Genomic DNA, 18,287 nt, shown 5'->3' on the forward strand with positions numbered 1-18,287 from the left:
CACCGACCGCGGCAGCGGCCCCCGAGAGCCTCGACACCCTCAACTGCACGGGGACCTCGCGCACCGTCTACGATCCGCCCATCTCCTCGACACCCGCCGACACGACCCGCACGATCGACCGGAAGTACGGACCGTGCCTGGGCACCGGTGCCGCGGCAGGCGTCATCAGCGGCACGCACCACTCCAGCAACGTCACGAACCGCTCATGTCTGCAGCTCCTGTCGACCGCCACGGTCAGCTGGGAGATCACCTGGAACAACGGCAAGAAGAGCACCATGCAGGCGAACCGGGTGTCCAAACCTGGCCGGCGCGGTCTTCACCAACACCTTCACCGGCACCGTCACCAAGGGACTGCTTGCCGGGCATTCCTTCGTGGAGACCATGACGTCACCCTCGACCCAGATCATGAGGTGCACCCTGGGCCTGGGCACGGTCTCGGAGCTGAACAGCGTCCATACGCTCACGATCCTCTGAGCACAGCCGCCGCCCCAGGACGCCTGAGTCGGCCGTCCTGGGGCGGCGGCGGTGTGCGGTGCGAGGTGTCCGACTTGCTACCGTTCGGCGATGTCACCCCGCTCGCAGTCGCCGTGGCTCCAGCCGTCCAGGCTCTGGCACGGTCCTCTGTTCCTCGTGGTCCTCGCCGCCCTCGCCATCCAGCTCACACTGATCTTCACCGGCGGCGCCGACGCCAACTCCGCAACCGTGGACACCCAGGCGAGCACCCTGACGCGGCTGGTGCGGCTCTTCAGCTACTTCACCGTCCAGAGCAACCTGTTCGTGCTCGTGTGCTCGCTGTCTCTGGTGATCCGCCCCGACCGCGACGGGCCGCTGTGGCGCGTGCTCCGTCTTGACACGCTGCTCGGCATCGGTATCACCGGCATCGTCTTCCTCACGGTCCTGGCGTCCCAAGTGCATCTGAGCGGCGCGGCCCTGTGGGCCACGATCGGATTCCACTACATCGCACCGCCCGCAACGCTGGTCGGCTGGCTGCTCTTCGGGCCTCGCCACGCATCGACAAGGCCACCTTTCGCCGCGCCTTCGTCTGGCCCGTGCTGTGGATCGCGTACACCCTGGCGCACGGAGCGATCACCCACTGGTACCCGTATCCCTTCCTGGACGTCGACCACGTGGGATACGCCAAAGCCGTACGGAACATCGCCGCGGTCCTGGCCGTGGCCCTTGCGGCGGCGTGGGTGCTGACGCGCCTGGATCGCGTGCTCCCGCAAAGGCGCTGAGCCGGCACAGCGCAGGACCGCGTTCTGCACCCCGGCCGGGGGCGCAGAACGCGGTCACCGAAATCGAGCTCCTGCCGTACCCGGGCGCGGGCGCGATCCGCCGCGTCGGCCACCTGCCGGCCCCAGGTGCGTTCGCGGCGCTGCGACGGTCACTTACATGACGAGCACGGTGTCCCCGCCCTCGCGCAGCCGTCGGACCACCGAGAAACCGTCCTCCTCGGGCAGATCGACCGCGGTGAGGACCAGGTCGGGCTGCTCACGGCGCGCGAGATCGGCGAGCTGGGGGCCTGTGGTGGCGATCAGAGGCGCGGCCCGCAGCACGGCGACGCTCAGCTCGCGCGCACGCTCGGGTGACACGGCCTCACTGCAGCCGATCAGGATGCGGGCTGCGTGACCTTCGGTACTGGTCATGCGAGCACCTCAGGCGGGCATGACCTGCGCAGCCGCGAGCACTTCGGCGGGTCGCGCGCGTGTCGAGGTTATTGACGAAACGCTAAACCCTTTCTAGATTCACGCCACGGTCGACGACGCAGATCCTCGCCCGCCCCCGGCCGGACCTCTCAACGTGGATGAGAACGGAACACCATGCCCACACCTTCGACACGCCCCGGCGTCCGTCGCGTCACGCTCGCCGCGGCGACGGTGCTCGCCGCCGCCCTCGCCCCGCTGCATGCTTCGGCGGACACGGAGGCGCACACCCGCCCCGGTTCCCAGGCCGACTCCTCCTGCTTCTGGACCGGCCCGTTCACCGCGGACAGCGACAAGCTCAACTTCGCGTACCTGGACACCAACGCCCTGTACTGGTCCAGCAACTACACACTCCCCCAGGGCGCGAAGCTAACCCTCAACGGCGCCTACGCACACGCCCGTTACCAGTCGCTCAACTCCTACGACGCGACGACCGCGGCGCCTCTCACTGCGCTCAACGACCAGCAGATCCAGCCCGACCCAGGATCACGCAACCCGTATCTCGCGGGGGCGAAGCGCACCTACCCCAAGCGATCCTGGACGGTCCAGGTGTCGCCCGACACACCCCCCAAGGACCCGACCGAGCAGGTCCCCAACACCCTGTACGCCGGACAGCCGAGCAGCACCGCGCAGGCCGTCATGTACCGCGTCTACGTTCCGGACCACGGCCGCGACGCGACCGGCGGCGTGGGACTGCCCACCCCCACCGTGACCATGGCCGACGGCACACGCCTCACCGGACAGGCCCTGTGCGACGCCCTGAAGCCCGACCCGGACGCGCTCGGTCCCCGCGTCACGCCGCTCAACGACTACCTGAAGGTGCGCGACCAGCCCGGCAAGCCCGTCGGCTTCCCCGCCGAGGACCCGGTCGAGTGGCACGCCTCGTACACACCTGCGTGGATCCGGCAGTGCGAGTACGAGGACAAGTGCACCCCGGCACCCGCCCGCTCGGTCGGCCAGTACTCCAACCTCGACAACGCCTATGTCTCCACCCGGATCAACCGCGAGCTCGGCCCCGTCGTCGTCCTGCACGGCAAGGTGCCCACCACTCCCCGCACCGGTGGCCGCGAACCCCGCATGGGGTCGGGCCAGTTGCGCTACTGGTCCCTCTGCGCGTACGAGGCCTGGAGCACGCGCGTCGACGGACCGCAGAGCTGCCTCTACGACGAGCAGCTGCACCCCGACGCGCACGGCAACTACACCGTTGTCGTCAGCCGCCCCGGCGACCGTCCGAAGAACGCCACGGCCGCATGCGGTGTCGACTGGATCGCCTGGCCGAAGAACGGCGACGGCGCCGGCGACCTGGACGACGCCATGCTCCTGCTGCGCAACATGCTCCCGGCCAAGGGCTTCACCCAGGCCCCCCAGAACACCCGCACCGGCGACGACGAGGCCCAGGTGATGGGCCCGTACCTGCCCACGGGCCACAACACGACGACCACCGCCTTCGACCAACAGGACTGCTCGACCCGCCACGCGCATTGAACAGTCGTGGTGAGGTAGTTGGCGTGGCTGGGTGATCCCCCAGCGCCCGCCCACGAGCGGGCGTGGTTCAGGGCGTCCAGGTGGAGCGCGCCACCGTACGAACGACCTTTACGCCAGGGGCCGCGCCTGCTCTGCGGATCCTCCCACCTCCGCATGCAACGCTCACCTATTCGGTCATTAACCGGTCACACAATCCACGTTCTCCGGTCTATGCTCCTCGCACCTGCCGTGAGCGAGGGGGAGAGATGCGGGAGAGCGTCGAGGAGCGGCACAAGCGGCTGCTGCGGATCGTGCGGGAGCGCGAGAGCGTCCGGGTGGCCGAACTCGCCGCGGAGCTGGGCACATCGGTGGAAACGGTGCGGCGGGATGTGACAGCGCTGGCCGACATCGGCCGCGTCCGCAGGCTCCACGGCTCCGTGGCCTGGCCGACCGCGCCGCTCAACGCGCGCGATTCGCGGCTCGCCCGGAAGGCTCCCGCCCCGTCCCCCAGCGGGCTCCTGCTGGGAATGGTGGTCCCTACGGCCAACTACTTCTACCAGTCGGTCATCCGCGGCGCCCGCGAGGCCGTCACCGCCGCCGGCGCGCGCCTGCTGGTCGGCATCACGGACTACCACCGGGACCGGGATGCCACACAGATCAGGAACATGCTCGAGTCCGGCGTGAACGGCATGCTCCTCACCCCCAGTTGGAGCATCCACGGCCCCACCGAGACGGACGCCCTCCAACTGGCGGAGCTGCCGGTGCCGACCGTACTCGTGGAACGCCGGATCCCGCTGGGACTGCCCGGGGCGAACCTCGACAGGGCGGCCTCGGACCACGCGGGCGGCGCCTCGATGGCCGTACGGCACCTGGCCGGCCTCGGGCACCGGCGCATCGCTCTGCTCTCCAGGAACACGCACACCTGGCCCCACATCCGCCGCGGCTACCAGGCAGCGATCGACACGCTCGGCCTCCCCGACGACGACATCTCCTCGACGACCGACCTCCACGGGCACTACGGCGAGTTCGACAACCACGCCGAGCGGCTGACCGCCCTGATCACCTCGGGGGCGATACGGGCCGCCCTCGTCCACGACGACACCGACGCGGCCAACCTGCTCCAGTGGCTACTGGCCCAAGGGGTCCGCGTGCCCGAGGACTTCGCGCTCGTCTGCTACAACGACGAGATCGCGGCTCTCACCGACACACCCATGACCTCGGTCTCCCCCGCGAACCACGCGCTCGGCGAGACCGCGGTGAAGCTGTTGCTGCGCCGCATCGAGGATCCCGGCGTGGAGCACTCCGCCGTCGAATGGCTCCCGCGGCTCCGGGTGAGGAAATCCTGCGGCGCTCCGGAGTCCGCCCAAGTGCCCAGCCACTGACCGATTATTGGCCGTTTCGCCTTCCAGTCTTGACGCCGGTCAGAGCCGGAACCCAAGCTGCGCAACGACATGCCGCACTCGAGTCGGCGAGATTCCCGTCTTGCACAGATTGGTTCCCCATGGCTTCTTCCGTGCGTCGCCGCGCCTTCCTCCACGCTGCCGGGGGCACCGCTCTGGCCCTCGGGCTCTCGGGTACGGCCGCGGCCGCCCCCTCGTTCACCGCCTCCGCCGCCGAACCCGCCGCCGGCAGCGAGGAGTTCGCCGCGCTGCGGGCCAAGTGGCGAGATCTCGTGCTCGGGACCGGTTTCAGTCCCACGGCCGAACCGTTCAAGACCCTGCTCGCCAATCTCGGTACGACCGCGCAGAAGCACCTCTCCACCATGGCCCCGGCGAGCGGCTCGCTGTGGCCCGACGCGGTGTGGGCGGACCCGGACCCGAACACCGACGCAGCGTCGTACGCCTTCTCGGCAAAGATGAACGACAGTTACAGCAGGCTGGGCGCCATGGCCCAGGCGTGGGCGCAGCCCGGCACCGGGCTGACGGGGGACGTCGGGGTGCTGGACGCGGTCCTGACAGGCCTCGACCACGTCAACTCCGAGGTCTTCAACACGGCCACCCAGCAGTACGGCAACTGGTGGAACTTCCAGATAGGCGCGCCTCAGGCCCTCATGGACACCTGCGTCCTGGTCCATGACCATCTCACCACCGAGCAGATCACGAAGTTCTGCGCCGCCGTCGACCACTTCGTCCCGGACTCGGTCTTCGACAAATACTCCGGCACCAGCACCGGTGCCAACCGCGTCGACCTGTGCCGCAGCGTCATCCTGCGCGGCATCGTGGGCGAGGACAGGGCGAAGGTCGAACTCGCCGCCGGGTCCCTCGCCCCGGTCTTCCCTTACGTCACCACCGGGGACGGCTTCTACGCCGACGGATCGTTCATCCAGCACCGTAACGTCCCCTACATCGGCGGCTACGGCGCCGTGCTCCACGATGGCGTCGGCCGCCTGCTGGCCCTGCTGCGCGGCTCCGCCTGGGAGCTGAACGACCCCAACACCCAGCTCTTCCTCGACACCGTCGACAAGGCCATCGCCCCGTTCATCCACAACGGCCTGATCATGGACAACGTGTCCTCCCGCGGCATCAGCCGCTTCGGAACCTCCGAGCACACCCGCGCCATCGGCCTCCTCGGCACCCTCGTGCTGATAGGCCAGGGGGCCGCTCCGGAGGAGAACGCCCGGTGGCGAGCCATGGTCAAGGGCTGGATGCAGCGGGACTACTACGCCCCGCCGCTGAAGAGCCCCGGTCTGAGCCTGAACCGGGCGGCGCAGCTCCAGGACGTGCTGGACGACACCACGGTCAAGCCCGCTCCCGAGCCCGTCGAGCACCGGCTCTTCCACAACATGGACCGCGTCACGCACCGCCGCCGCGACTGGGCCGCCTCGGTCTCCATGGCCTCCAGGCGGATCGCCCACTACGAGTTCGGCAACGGCGAGCACGCCCGCGGCTACCACACCGGTGCCGGCTGGCTTTCCTGGTGGGGCTCCGACTTCGGCCTGGAGCAGTACTCCGACGCCTTCTGGCCCACCGTCGACCCGTACCGCCTCCCCGGCATCACCGCCTCCCGCAAGCCGCTCGCCGACGGCCAAGGCGGCAACTGGGGCCAGCCGTGTCCGGACGTCGACTGGGTCGGCGGCACCACCGACGGCGAGTTCGGCGCCACCGGCCAGCACCTCAAGGGCCTCGAGTCCACCATGAACGCGAAGAAGTCCTGGTTCTGGCTGGACGACTCCGTCGTCTGCCTCGGCGCGGGCATCACCTCCACCGACGGGTACGCGGTGGAGACCACGGTCGACAACCGCGCCCTCGGCGCCGCCGGTGCCCCCGCGCTGACGGTCGACGGCAGGTCCCAGCCGGGGCAACAGGGCTGGAGCCGCACCTTCGAGGACGCCGAGTGGGCACACGTCGCGGGCCACGCCGGGTACGTCTTCCCGCTCGGGGCCCGGCTGAGCGCGGTCCGCGAGGAGCGCACCGGCGCCTGGAAGGACATCAACACCGGCGGCCCCGCCGACCCGATCACCCGCCGCTACCTCACCCTCTACACCGACCACGGCAGCGACCCCACGGATGCCACGTACGCCTACGTTCTCCTGCCCGGCGCCAGTGCAAGGACCACGGCCCAACGCGCCGGAGACCGGGGCTGGTTGAGGATCCTGGCCAACACCGGCGACCAGCAGGGCGTACACGTCGCCGGACTCGGCCTGACCGCGGTCAACTTCTGGGCCGCGGGCACGGTGGACAAGGTCACCGCGAGCGCCCCCGCCTCCGTCCTGATCCGCGAGCACCGCGACGGCACCGCCACGGTGGTCGTCTCCGACCCGGCCCGCCGGGCCGTGTCCCTCCAGGTCACCTGGCACAAGCGGGTGTCGAAGGTGCTCTCCAGGCCGGCCGCGGTCACCGCCGCCACCACGGGCGCCTCTCTCAAGCTCACCTTCGGTGACCTCACCGGCGCCTTCGGCGCGCCCCAGAAGATCAAGGTCAAGCTCGGCTGACCTCCCCACGCCCGGGCCCGCCGACGGGGGCGGGCCCGGGCACGACTCTCCCCTCACCAATCTCCCCCCACCAAGGAGAAGACTGTGCAACGACGCAACGTCCGTTCCGCCCTTGGCGCCGCGCGCGCCAAGACCGGCAAGCTCCTGCTCGCCCCGGCGGCGATCGGCGCCGCGATGACACTCCTGACGGCGTCGCCCGCCAACGCGGCCGTCCTCTGGACAGCCAACCCCGCCTCCGGCGCCGCCGCCTTCGACTACACCGCCTGCGACGGCGGACAGATCTCGACGACGAACTGGAACGACGGCCACGGCGACATCTTCAGCCTCAACAAGCCGGCGGGGATCGACCGCTGTGAGGCGGCGGGCGCCGCGGGCCGCACGTGGAGCAACAACTCCACCTACTGGTGGGGCTGGTACTTCGACACGAACTCGGACAACGCCCAGACCGTGTTCCAGTGGAAGTCCTGGGGCACCGGTGACCAGCAGCAGCAGAACTACCCGGTCCTCATGAAGGTCGAGGGCGGCCAGCTGAAGGTCTGGTACGTCGCGCCGGGCGAGACGTGGCAGTCGGTCGGTACCAAAGCGTGGACGGCCGGCAGCTGGCACAAGCTCGAGCTGGGCATCACCACCCGCTCGGACAGCACAGGCTCGTTCGAGGTGTGGATGGACGGCACCAAGGTCGCCGGCAAGAGCGGCGTCCGCACCTGGGACGACATGGGCAACAACCCCCGGTGGGGCACGTACGGCACCGGCATCAACGGCGTCAACTCCCACGTCTGGATCGACGACCTGAAGCTGGGCCAGTCCCGCGCGGACGTCGACTAGACGAGCACCCTTGCCAGGGGCTCCCGTCAGGCGCCCCTGGCACGTCCGGTCACCTGGCGGACACGACGTCGAGTGCGCAAAGGGGCGTGCCCGCGGCTCGTGCAGCAGCCAGCGGCTCCGCCGCCTCTCTCCGTGACGGCGGAGCCGGCCTCCGTCCCCTGCAGCCGGTTCACCGCCGGCAACCGCCAACCGTCGAGCATGGCATTCACCTGACAGGCGTCCCGAAGAGGCTTACGGTGAACTCATGGACGGGACACAGTGGTTGACCGCGTGTCACCCCGATCCCGCACTGGTGTATGAGCAGTGGGAGAAGCCGCCACACCTGGCCTCGATACCGGCCGGCGTCCGGTTCGATGTGCTACGGCTGTTCCAGCCGCTCGCCCTCACCGTTCTGTGGGAACTCGGTGATCTGGCCCAGCAGGTCCCGGTCCTCGAGGAACACCTCCAGCGCCGCCCGGCCTTCTACTTCCTCGCCGAGCCCGGCACCGCCAAGAACTGGCAGCCCGACCGCCACAGCGTGCTGCTCACCACCGGCGACGACCTGGTCCTCCCCTCCCCCGGCGCAGACGGGATCGCGGGCGTTCAGCGCCACGCCTTCCTGTGGCGTACCCCGCCGGACGGCAGCGGCCGCCTCGCCGACCTCGAGACCCTGGCCACCGCGTACGCCCATGCCCGCGATCCCGAGCGCCAAGCAGCCCGCATCCGGGCCGCCCGTTCCGTGTTCTGGGGCGCACAGCACACCCGCCGCGGCTGACCTCCCCGTTAACCATGCAGGCGCCTGCCGCACTCCGCCCGTAACGGTGCCTCGCGGAATGGCCCGTTGGCGGTCGTTGACGATCTTTCGGTCTGGACGGTGCGATCCCTTCACGACGTCGACGGGCACCAGGATGTGGCCACAGCGAGCGAAGGTCTCGCGACGACGAGTGGGGGGACTGAGTGCCGGCGGGCCGCCGCGTCGTGGTACGCCTGGCTGGTCGGCCAGCCAGCCAGGGCTGACCATTCCACACTCGTACGCCAGGACCACGACTTGTGACCTGTCCCGCGCTCCGAGCTTTGCCATGATGCGGCTGACGTGGGTCTTCGCCGTCAACGGTGACACCACCAGGCGCGCTGCTGACGCTCAAGCAAGCGGCCAAGGAGACGGCCAAGGGCAAGACCGAAGGCGGCCGCTGGCGGGCCATGGCCCGGGCCGTGCAGCGCCGCCCGATTCCGACCCTGCTGGTCGGCGTCATCGCCCTGCTGGCCCTGTCCGCACCGGCACTGAGCATGCGCCTGGGCTTCGCCGACTCCGGCAACGACCCAGAGGCGACCACATCCCGGCAGGCATACGACCTGCTCGCCGAGGGCTTCGGCCCCGGTTTCAACGGCCCGCTGATCGTCCTGGTCAAGGGCGACAAGGACGCCGGCTCACCGGTGCGCAGGGTGGACGGGGCGGCGAACGGCAAGCTGTCATGCTCACTGAGCTGCGGGAACGTGAACCCGTCAGCCGCTGAACCATTGGGCCCTTCGCAACCCCCATCCGCGCTCCCCTACCGCCCCCGCTCCTCCGCAGTCTCCCCGTGCGCCCTCACCACGCCCATGCTCCCGTCCACCGTGATGACGTCGCCGGTCCGGATCCGCACCACCGCGTCCCGTACGCCGACCACCGCCGGGATGCCGTATTCGCGGGCCACGACCGCACCATGGGAGTTGGCGCCGCCCATCTCCATCACGAGCCCTCCCGCCGTCAGGAACAGCGGGGTCCAGCCCGGATCGGTGGACGGGGCAACCAGGATCTCGCCCGGCTCCAAGTGCGCTCCGACCGGATCGGTCACCACGCGCGCGTGGCCGGTGATCTCGCCCGCCGACGCCGCGGTGCCGACCAGGTCACCGGGCGCGTGGGGCGTGGCCTGCGCGTGCTGTGTCACCTCGGGTTCCGTGCCGTCGGAGAGGAGGACGCGCGGGATGCGCCTGCGGCGCATCTCCCGCTCGTACTCCGCTTTCCGCTCGGCGACCCTCTGGCGCAGGTCGGCATGCGCCCCGCGCATCTCCTCGAAGTCCAGGAAGAAGACGTCCTGTGCGGCGCCGATGCGTCCCTGTGCGTGCAGTTCGGCTCCCCGCTCGGCGATGCGCTCGCGGAGGGCGCCGAAGAGCGTGATCGCCAGATACTTCGGGTACTCGCGCAGGCCGGCCAGCATCCGGGTGCGGTGCAACGCGAACCGGACCAGGCGGCCGCGCCCCTTCGCACGCCGCGCGAGCCGGTCGATCATCGCCTCCGCCTCGGCCGCTCCGCGCGCGAACACCGCGTCCGGCTGGGCCTGTTCGTCGTCCAGGCGCAGGTAGTTGCGGACGACGCCGATGACATAGGTGGGGTCGTCGGACCAGCGCGGCAGACCGAGGTCGATCTCGGCGACGGCGCGGTGACCCCACTGGTCCAAAAAGGCGAGGATGCCGTGCTGTGCGGCCTCGGGCAACTCACCGTCGCGATAGCGGGCCACCAGCTCCTCGACGTCGTCGTCCTGGAACACCCGTACCACGTCTGGGTCCTCACGGATCTTACGCGCCAGGTGCCACAGGTCGAGGTCCATCTCTGTGGTGACGTTGTTCGGCAGGCCGCGCAGAAGCGTCTGCAGCTCGCCGGGTTCCGCACGGACGAGCTTGCTGGTGAGCGCCAGCATCGCGAAGCCCACCAGGGCGGTCGGGGCGACCGTGGGCAGCACAGGGACCACGCAGTCGCGCAGGGCTTCCTCGATGGACTTCTTCTCGGCCGTCTGGAGGAGTTTCACCTCCGTGCTCCGTGCGCGCCGCACCGCCGCCTCGGGGTCGGCGAGGGCACGCAGCGCCGTGGAGACTGCGTGGAACCTGCGGGCGAGGCGCGCCACTCGCTTGACCGCGGGCCATGGTGACGTATGCGTCAGGGACAGGCGCGGATCGTCGTACAGGCCGCGCAGGACCTCTGCCGACCGTGCCTCCATGACGTCGAGTACGCGCGGGAAGAAGGCCCTTCCCGTCCTGCTGCGCAGGACGTTGGTGACGTCGATGAAGACGCGGCCCGCGGACTCGGCGTAGCCGTCCGGCCTCGGGTCACCGATGACGATCCGGCCGACGGCCCCGGCGATCTCCCGGAGCGCGGCGCGCCCGGCCGGGGTGATCGGCCGCTCCAGGCCCTGCGCGAGGCTGAAGCAGAAGTACACGTGGAAGCCGTCGTGGTCGTCGGCGCGTTCGGGCACCGGGAACAGCGTGGTGATGGGCCGTGACTGGGTGAGGTGCAGCTCGCCCCACGCGTCGATCGCCCACTCGGTGTCCTGCGGACTTCCGTACAGTGCCTGCACCTTGGCGCCGAGTTCGGCGAGTTCGAGGATCTGGCGGTCCGTGAGGCAGGGCGCGTGATTCTCACCGATGTCGACCTTCTCCGTGCCACCACCCGCCAGCGGACAGATGAGGAAGCGCTTGTCGCCCAAACGCCGTTCGACGATCTCGCCGCCGACCGCTCCGTCTGCGCCGCCCGCCCCGCCCGCTGCGTCTACGACGAAGTGGTCAGGGTTGACCGCCCCGGAGACGACGGCCTCCCCGAGGCCGGGGCTGGCGTCGATGACCACTTGATCGCGCTTGCCGGTGACGGGGTTCGCGGTGAACATCACGCCGGACACCGCCGATGCCACCATCCGCTGCACGACGACGGCCAGGTGGACCGAGCCGTGGTCGATGCCGTTGGTCTCGCGGTAGCTCACCGCGCGGTCGGTCCACAGCGATGCCCAGCAGTGGCGCACCGCGTCGACGACGGCGTCCGCGCCGACGACGTTCAGATATGTGTCCTGCTGCCCGGCGAAGCTCGCGAACGGCAGGTCTTCGGCCGTGGCACTGGAACGCACCGCGACGGGCACGTCGTCGCCGAATTCCGCATACGCGGCGAGAATCGCCTCTCTCAACTCCCCCGGCACCACCGTCTCGAGGATCCGCTGCCTCGCCTTGTCGGGCCGCAGGCCCGCGAGACCGTCCGTGGCCGAGATCATCCGGTACGCGTCAGTGGTGACACAGAAGCCCTGCGGCACGGGCAGCCCGGCCCTGGTCAGTTCGCCGAGGTTCGCGGCCTTGCCGCCCACGGTGTCCAGCATCGTGGCGTCAATGGAACCGAAGTCGAGGACGAGCGGCATGGCGTTCCCTCCTGCCTGTGGTGAACGTCCAGTGACGCTGGACCGTACCCTTATTCAGCATGCGATGAATAAAGGGTGTACGTCAATCCGCCGGGCCTCACCTTCACCGACAGCCACAGACCCGACCTCAGATACCAGCAGCGTGTGGCCCACCGCCCGCGAGGGCAGCGGACCACCCCCTCCCTCATCTCGCCCAAGCACCCTGGTAGCGAAACCGGACATTTGCGGGAGAGGGCGTCAGGCAAGCCGGTGCCCCATCTTCGCCGATCGCCGGTTGTGCGCCTTCGTGTCCCACCACTCCTCCAGATGGGCATGCACGAGGTGTACGAGCTGCCGCAGTCGGTCGGGGGGAGGCGCGGGCGAGGTGAGCACATCCGTCCAGGACTTGTCGTCCCAGGGCAGTGCGACTTCCCAACCCTCATCAGGGCGGCCTCGGGGGCCCACAGTGAGCAGGTACGTGAACGTCGCGCTGCGGTCCTGATGGTGCTCGACCGACAACTTGACGACGTAGAAACGGAGTCCGTCAGCGGTGACGTACGAGCGGCTCAGGGCCTGCTCGGCAGGTGTCTGTTCCTCCATGGAGCCAATTTCCCATTCCCTTGCCTCGGCGTGACGGTGGAAAAGTCACGAGGTGATACGGGGGTCACCCGGTGTCAGCCGGTTTCCCTCACGGGTCCAGATGGTGGTGGCGTTGCCACTGGGGCAGCAGTGAGCGTCGGTGGAGCGCCACCACTTCTCGTGCGCGACGATCCGGCCAGGCGCGAAATCGAGCTGCGTGAGAGCCGTGGGGTATGGGCCCGGCGGATTCTGCTGTGGGGTGACCGAACCGAGGACGGCGAGGCTGTCTCCCGTGTGGGTGAACACCAGGTAGGCGGCGGTGAATTGCTCATTCCCACCACGGTCGTCCCCGCAGCCGACGTAGACGGCAGCCTCGTCCCGGTTGTCGGTGTCGATGTCGCCGTAGATGACGTTCTTCCCGAGAACGAGGCGTGCCGGCCCCCACTTCTTCGAATTGGCTCTGGCTTCGCCGTTGGCGTCGAACCGCACGAGTCCCGGCACGGCGCAGAACTCACCCGGGATGGGCGTGTTCGTCCAGTCCACATCGTGCAGGTCCGCCGGCGCCGGTCCGAGCGCCTCAAGGCGAGGTGCCGAGGAACCCGTGCGAGTCGGGAGCGGGGATGCAGGGTCCGAGACAGCCGGATCATCAGTCGCGGGTTTGACGGGATCGGACGGATGTGGCCCGGTGCATGCGCCGGACATCATCAGGAGAGCCAGCAGTGTGGCGAGCGGGGCGATGCGATTCAGGACGGTTGCCACGATGCCTCCTTTGTCGTGCGCTCAGGCGCAGGGCGGGTCGTAGGAGCGGTCTGGGAGGTACTGCGTCCACTGGTCGCGGGTGATGCGGCGGGACTCTGCGCACAGCCGCTGGAGGATGGTTGTCCGGTCTACGGTCCATAGCCGCATGCCCCGGTCACCGCTGACCGCCAGAAGGCGCCCGTCCGGGCTGAACGCCACGGTTGCGGCGGGGTAGAGGCCGCCGCCGCTGAGCGCGGTGACCGCGCGTGGGTGGGCCAGGTCGGTGACGTCCCACAGCTCGATACGACCGTCCAGCCCGGCGCTGGCCGCGAGTGCGCCGTCGGGGTGGAAGGCGAGTCCCCGGACCTCTCCGGTGTGCTGAGCGGAGGTGCCCCTCTGCACCGGGCTCCCCGGACGAGCGACATTCCACGTGGTGATCGACCCTGCGTCGTCACCGACGAGCAGGCTGCGGCCGACCGGGCTGAAGGCCAGAGCGGTGGCCTTTCCTCCGGCCGGGGTGAGGTCCCCCGCGGGCGTGGGCCGAGCGTGCGGGGCGACGTGCCAGAGCCGTACGCTGCCCTGTTCGGTGGCCGCCGCGAGCAGCTCGCCATCCGGGCTGAAGGCGAGTGCCTGGGGCATGACACCGTCGCTGAGTGTGTCGAGCAGTTCGGGCTGTTTCCTGCTGCTCACGTCCCACAGCTGTACCGACCCGCCAGGCCGGTCCCGTGCGGCCAACAAGGGGAGTACGGGGTTGAGGCTGACGCTTCCGGCAATGCCCGGTCGGGACGCATCGGGGGTCAGGCGACGTGGACCGGCCGGGTCCGTCATGTCCCATGCGGCCAACGGCAATCCGGAGAACAGGGTCCGCCCGTCAGAACCGAAGGCGGCCTGGCCGCCTTTGAATGTGTCCAGGGTGGCCACGAGACGCGGTGTTCTCCGGCCGTCCGTCCGCCACACGGTGGCCGGCTCGCCGCCGGCGGCCAGCAGATGACTGTCCGGGCTGAAGGACGGCGGATACGTCCCTGCGACCGGCAGGGTTGTGAAGGCAGAGGTCCGCTCGCTCCCGGAGAGGGACCACAGCCGAACCGTGCCGTCGAGTTGGCTGGAGTCGCTTTCCGAGGCGGGCCCGTCTGTGCTGACGGATGCGAGGGTATGTCCGTCCGGGCTGAAGGAGAGGCCGTACACCCACTCCGTGTGGCCGGTCAGGCGGGCACCGGAGCGGGGGCGAAGAGGGTCGGACACGTCCCACAGAGTGACCGAGCCGTCACTGTCCCCGGTGGCCAGGGTGGTTCCGTCAGGGGAGAGCGCCACGGTGTTGAGGCCCATGAGGGCCTTTGCGTAGAGATCAGGTCGCGCGGCCGGATGAGCGGGATCCGAGACGTCCCACAGGCGCACCCAGTCTTCGCCGCCTCCGGCAGCAAGGGTCTTGCCGTCCGAGCTGAACGTCACGCGGAGCACCGAGTTCAGGACGCCGCTGTGCGGTGCAGCGACGCCGGCAGCCCGGGTCAGCCGAGCGGAACCGGACAGGTTCCACAGCTGTAGGCGGCCTCCTGCATCGTCTGTGACGATCAGATTGCCCTGGGGACTCGCCCCGATCGTGGCGGCCGGCAGCGGTCCGAGAGATCTCGGGTGTGCGGGGTCCTTGACGTCGACGACGGCGCCGCCCTTCTCTGCGATGACGATCAGCTTCCCGCCGGAGGTGAAGACGAGGGCTTCCGTGCGGCCGACCGCGGCGGACAACACGCCCATAAACTTTGGCCGACTGCTGGACGTCACATCAAAAAGCCGCACGTCACCGGTCGCTCCCCCGACCGCCAACACCCTTCCGTCCGCATTGAAGGCGACCGTGGCCGAGCCGCTGTCCGGAACGTCCACAGAGGCCACGAGGGTCTTGGTGGCGGGATCGAACAGCCGGACACCGTCGTCGGCCACGGCAAGCACCCCCCGCCTGCTGAACGCGGCTGCACGCATGGTGCCGCGCGCGTGGATGACGCGGGGGATCTCATAGCTCTGGACGAGCGCCCCCATCGCCTCGGCGGTCGGCGAGAGCCGGTAGGCCTGCGCCAGCAGTTGGCGTGCCAGGTCGGGCTGGGCGTCCTGGATCGATGAGGCTGACGCCACGAGTTGCCGGGACTGGGCGACCATCGTCTGGGCGCGGGCGCTGTTGCGCTGGTTGTATGCGGTGACGCCGCCGGCCACGGCGACGAGGAGCAAGGTGGTCAGCACGGCGACCGTGGCCTGCACCCAGCGGACCGTCCGGCGCCGCTGCCGCACGTGGTCGCCGATCAGTTCGTCCTTGGACTTGCCGGTGAGGGGGGCGGCGAACTCCGCCACGCATTCGATCAGCCGCGGGTCGGCGGAACTGACCTGCTCCGGGCCGCGTAACCACCGTAAGTCCACCCAACGAGGCTCCTGGTCGAACGCCTCGGCCATCTCCTCCCGCGGGAGCGCATCGGTCTGCGACCAGTCGAACGACGCTCCCTCGCCGTCCCAGACGAGCGTGCCGTCCGTCCAGGCGATGAGCAGGGTGTCCGGCGACCGGTGGGTGAGCCACCAGCGGATCTCGTCCCGGACCCAGCGGGATGCGGCAGCCGACGGGCTCGCCATCAGCACCAGCCACCGGGACCGGGTCAGCGCGCGTTCAATTTCCGTCCACAGATGGGGACTTGCCGCCAGATTCGTCTCGTCTCGGAACAGCCTGAGATTTCTCGGCCGGTACCACGGCCGGTCGAAGGCCTGTAACTGGCTGTGGAAGGCCTTCGCGACGTCTTTGTCCCAGGCATGGCTGTAGGAAATGAACGCGTCGTGCTCGATGTCGCCGCTGTTCCTACGGTCCACTGGCCCGCCCCGTAGTTCGGATGTTCACCGCGCGCTCTGGGCATCGCCCGTCTCCGGCCTGCCGCTCCCCCCGGTCCGGCCCTCGGGGATGCGGGGGGCGGGGACCGGCCCGATCAATGACTCGGCCTCACGTACACCGGCGAGGCGGGCGAAGCCGACCGCGTAGTCGTAGATGTCGCGCTGCACCCGCTGCAGATCCGCCCGGCAAGCGGCATTGTCCGGCCAGTCGGATTCCGCACTGTCGGGGTGAGCCTGTTCGAACTCCCGTAGCCGTGGGTGCCATTGGGAGAGGAACGGCCTCAGCTCGCGGTTGAGCAGGGTGATCGCCAGGGACTCGACCGTCCGGCCACCGGGGACCGCCGCGGACGGGCGCGTGGCCTTCAGCGTCTCGCGTGTCGTGGCGAACAGTCCGTACATCGAGGTGAGCGCCTCGCGGATGACTCCCTCATCGCCGGCCAGGGGCTGGGTGGAGACCCGGGTCACCGTTTCGACGAACATCTTCCAGGCGACCTGGCGGGCGTCGTTGTTGACCGCGAAGGTGAGCTCGCTCAGCTGCGGGATACTGACCCTCACCTCCGTGAGGCGGGCGGTGCGCTGGTACCACTGTAGTACGAGGACGGTCACCACGCCCGCGACACCACCCGTGATGACGAACAGAATACGGCTGGTCACTTGGGTCAGGCTGAAGACTGTCAACCCGGTGAGCGCGCCGATGACGGCAGCTCCGATCAGCCGGATCGCCACACCGGACCCGATCCGCCGCGCACGGCTCGGTCGGCCACCGCGCCACGCCAACTGGTCTCTCATCCGCTCCCCACCGATCCTTCGCGCCGCATGGGCGCCGGCCACGCCCTTGGAAGCGTCGCGCCGACATCCATGAAGCCTTCCCAGCTCGCCTGCTGCCTGATCACTCTGCACTAGATCAACTCATTGCGCACGGCGCTTGGACGTTGTCGATCGGCGACCACTCCGAGAAGCCGCCTTGGACAGGAACTCCCGCATGTCATACGGCAGTTCAGGGCTCACGATCGGCGGGCCGTCGTGACGTCCGTACTGTGAACCGGCGTCCTGCACGAGGTGGGGTCTCCAGTGCTACTCGCCGGGATCGAAGGGGGCACCCGGTCGCCCCCTTCAGCGCCGTACGCCTGGGCCAACCCTGAGACACGCAAGTGGTCGCGGTGACAGGGACCGGGGCGCGGTGCGGCGCCCACGCCGTGGAAGTCGTGAGCGGTCTGGCTCACCGAGAGCCCACATGGACCATATGAGGCTCGCGAACGGGTGCGGATGACGGCGCCGTCCGCCTTCACGCGGAAATGCAGCAGGGCCTGGTCTATGCCTGAAGGCCCATGGGCCGACGTAGGCACGGCGTCCCGCCCTCCCGATCGGGGTAACCGCACGGACAGCGGCCGACCGCCGATGCCCTGACGGAAAAGGAGCACGCCCATGCGCCTCTACGCCCAGACCACGGCACGCCGGAGCCGCCAGGTCCTCGCAGACCTGATCGCGGTCGCCCTGATCTGCGCCGCGGTGAAGCTGGCCTTGGCCGTGCACGACGCGATCAGTCGACTGGCCGATCCGGGCCGCAAAGCGGAAAGCGCCGGCAAAAGCCTCTCCGACGGACTCATCGACGCGGGCGACGCCGCCTCGAAGGTGCCGTTCGTGGGAGGGCAGTTGAAGAAGCCGCTCACCTCCGCCGCCGAGGCCGGCACCGGGCTGGCCGACGCAGGTCGTTCGCTTCAGGACACGGTGGGCCACGTGGCGACGCTGTCCACGGTGGCCCTGATCGTCATCCCGGTGGTGTTCGTGCTGCTGCTGTGGCTGCCCCCGCGCGTGCGCTGGATCCGCCGCAGCGCCGTCACCCGGCGGATCGCCGACAATCCGGGCGGCGCCGACATCCTCGCGCTGCGCGTCCTCGCCGGCTCGAAGCGCGAACTCTCAGCGCTGCCCACGCCACCCGGCGGCCTGGCAGACGCTTGGCGGCGCGGCGACGAACAGGTCATCGCCGACCTGGCGGCGATCGGCCTGCGGCAAGCGGGCCTACGCGCCTGACGGGTGAGCAGCTGGCGGGCCGGGTCACCAAGGCCTGAACGCCGGTCA

The 18,287-nt window shown here is 69.6% G+C and carries 13 protein-coding genes and 2 pseudogenes; 7 read left to right on the forward strand and 8 right to left on the reverse strand.

Annotated elements, in window-relative coordinates; genetic code table 11:
- Positions 1–67 precede the first annotated feature (67 nt).
- Positions 68–265 carry a hypothetical protein gene (locus ACWIGU_RS04605; protein ID WP_454397396.1) on the reverse strand — a complete coding sequence of 66 codons (198 nt, stop codon included), beginning with the start codon at positions 263–265 and terminating at the stop codon, positions 68–70.
- Positions 266–564: 299 nt separating this feature from the next.
- Here ACWIGU_RS04605 and ACWIGU_RS04610 point away from each other — a divergent pair.
- Positions 565–1,235, forward strand: a pseudogene (locus tag ACWIGU_RS04610) (Pr6Pr family membrane protein).
- A 153-nt stretch (positions 1,236–1,388) separates the two neighbouring features.
- On the opposite strand, the gene ACWIGU_RS04615 reads toward ACWIGU_RS04610, so the two are convergent.
- On the reverse strand, positions 1,389–1,646 hold the full coding sequence (locus ACWIGU_RS04615) for a hypothetical protein (protein ID WP_454397398.1): 258 nt from the start codon (positions 1,644–1,646) through the stop codon (positions 1,389–1,391).
- 174 nt (positions 1,647–1,820) lie between these two features.
- On the opposite strand from ACWIGU_RS04615, the gene ACWIGU_RS04620 reads away from it, so the two are divergent.
- The 5 genes from ACWIGU_RS04620 to ACWIGU_RS04640 all read left to right on the forward strand — a co-directional run bounded on the left by ACWIGU_RS04620 (position 1,821) and on the right by ACWIGU_RS04640 (position 8,677).
- Positions 1,821–3,188, forward strand: a complete 1,368-nt coding sequence (locus tag ACWIGU_RS04620) for a hypothetical protein (RefSeq protein WP_454397400.1) — start codon at positions 1,821–1,823, stop codon at positions 3,186–3,188.
- 245 nt (positions 3,189–3,433) lie between these two features.
- A complete protein-coding gene (locus tag ACWIGU_RS04625; RefSeq protein WP_454397402.1) occupies positions 3,434–4,549 on the forward strand; it encodes a substrate-binding domain-containing protein in 1,116 nt (371 codons plus the stop codon).
- Positions 4,550–4,668: 119 nt separating this feature from the next.
- Positions 4,669–7,098: a polysaccharide lyase 8 family protein gene (locus ACWIGU_RS04630; protein ID WP_454397404.1), complete on the forward strand. Its 2,430-nt coding sequence runs from the start codon at positions 4,669–4,671 to the stop codon at positions 7,096–7,098.
- Positions 7,099–7,182: 84 nt separating this feature from the next.
- Positions 7,183–7,923 (forward strand): heparin lyase I family protein, encoded by a 741-nt coding sequence (locus ACWIGU_RS04635; protein ID WP_454397406.1) that lies wholly within the window; start codon positions 7,183–7,185, stop codon positions 7,921–7,923.
- Positions 7,924–8,167: 244 nt separating this feature from the next.
- Positions 8,168–8,677 (forward strand): hypothetical protein, encoded by a 510-nt coding sequence (locus tag ACWIGU_RS04640; RefSeq protein WP_454397408.1) that lies wholly within the window; start codon positions 8,168–8,170, stop codon positions 8,675–8,677.
- Positions 8,678–8,902: 225 nt separating this feature from the next.
- On the opposite strand, the pseudogene ACWIGU_RS04645 reads toward ACWIGU_RS04640, so the two are convergent.
- The 6 genes and pseudogenes from ACWIGU_RS04645 to ACWIGU_RS04670 form a co-directional block, all read right to left on the reverse strand.
- Positions 8,903–9,037: pseudogene (locus ACWIGU_RS04645) on the reverse strand (response regulator transcription factor); the annotation flags it as partial.
- 415 nt (positions 9,038–9,452) lie between these two features.
- On the reverse strand, positions 9,453–12,056 hold the full coding sequence (locus ACWIGU_RS04650; RefSeq protein WP_454397409.1) for a PEP/pyruvate-binding domain-containing protein: 2,604 nt from the start codon (positions 12,054–12,056) through the stop codon (positions 9,453–9,455).
- A 237-nt stretch (positions 12,057–12,293) separates the two neighbouring features.
- The gene (locus ACWIGU_RS04655; RefSeq protein WP_454397411.1) at positions 12,294–12,635 is read right to left on the reverse strand and encodes a hypothetical protein; all 342 of its coding nucleotides are present in this window, start codon (positions 12,633–12,635) and stop codon (positions 12,294–12,296) included.
- Positions 12,636–12,680: 45 nt separating this feature from the next.
- Complete coding sequence (locus tag ACWIGU_RS04660) at positions 12,681–13,157, reverse strand: hypothetical protein (protein ID WP_454397413.1); 477 nt, start codon at positions 13,155–13,157, stop codon at positions 12,681–12,683.
- Between the two features lie 237 nt (positions 13,158–13,394).
- Positions 13,395–16,190: a TIR domain-containing protein gene (locus ACWIGU_RS04665; protein ID WP_454397415.1), complete on the reverse strand. Its 2,796-nt coding sequence runs from the start codon at positions 16,188–16,190 to the stop codon at positions 13,395–13,397.
- A gap of 24 nt (positions 16,191–16,214) precedes the next feature.
- Positions 16,215–16,862, reverse strand: a complete 648-nt coding sequence (locus tag ACWIGU_RS04670; RefSeq protein WP_454397416.1) for a hypothetical protein — start codon at positions 16,860–16,862, stop codon at positions 16,215–16,217.
- A 771-nt stretch (positions 16,863–17,633) separates the two neighbouring features.
- Between ACWIGU_RS04670 and ACWIGU_RS04675 the strand changes: the two genes are divergently transcribed.
- On the forward strand, positions 17,634–18,239 hold the full coding sequence (locus ACWIGU_RS04675; RefSeq protein ID WP_454397418.1) for a hypothetical protein: 606 nt from the start codon (positions 17,634–17,636) through the stop codon (positions 18,237–18,239).
- The last annotated feature ends 48 nt before the right edge of the window (positions 18,240–18,287 follow it).

It is taken from the genome of Streptomyces sp. NPDC055400, from assembly GCF_053644375.1.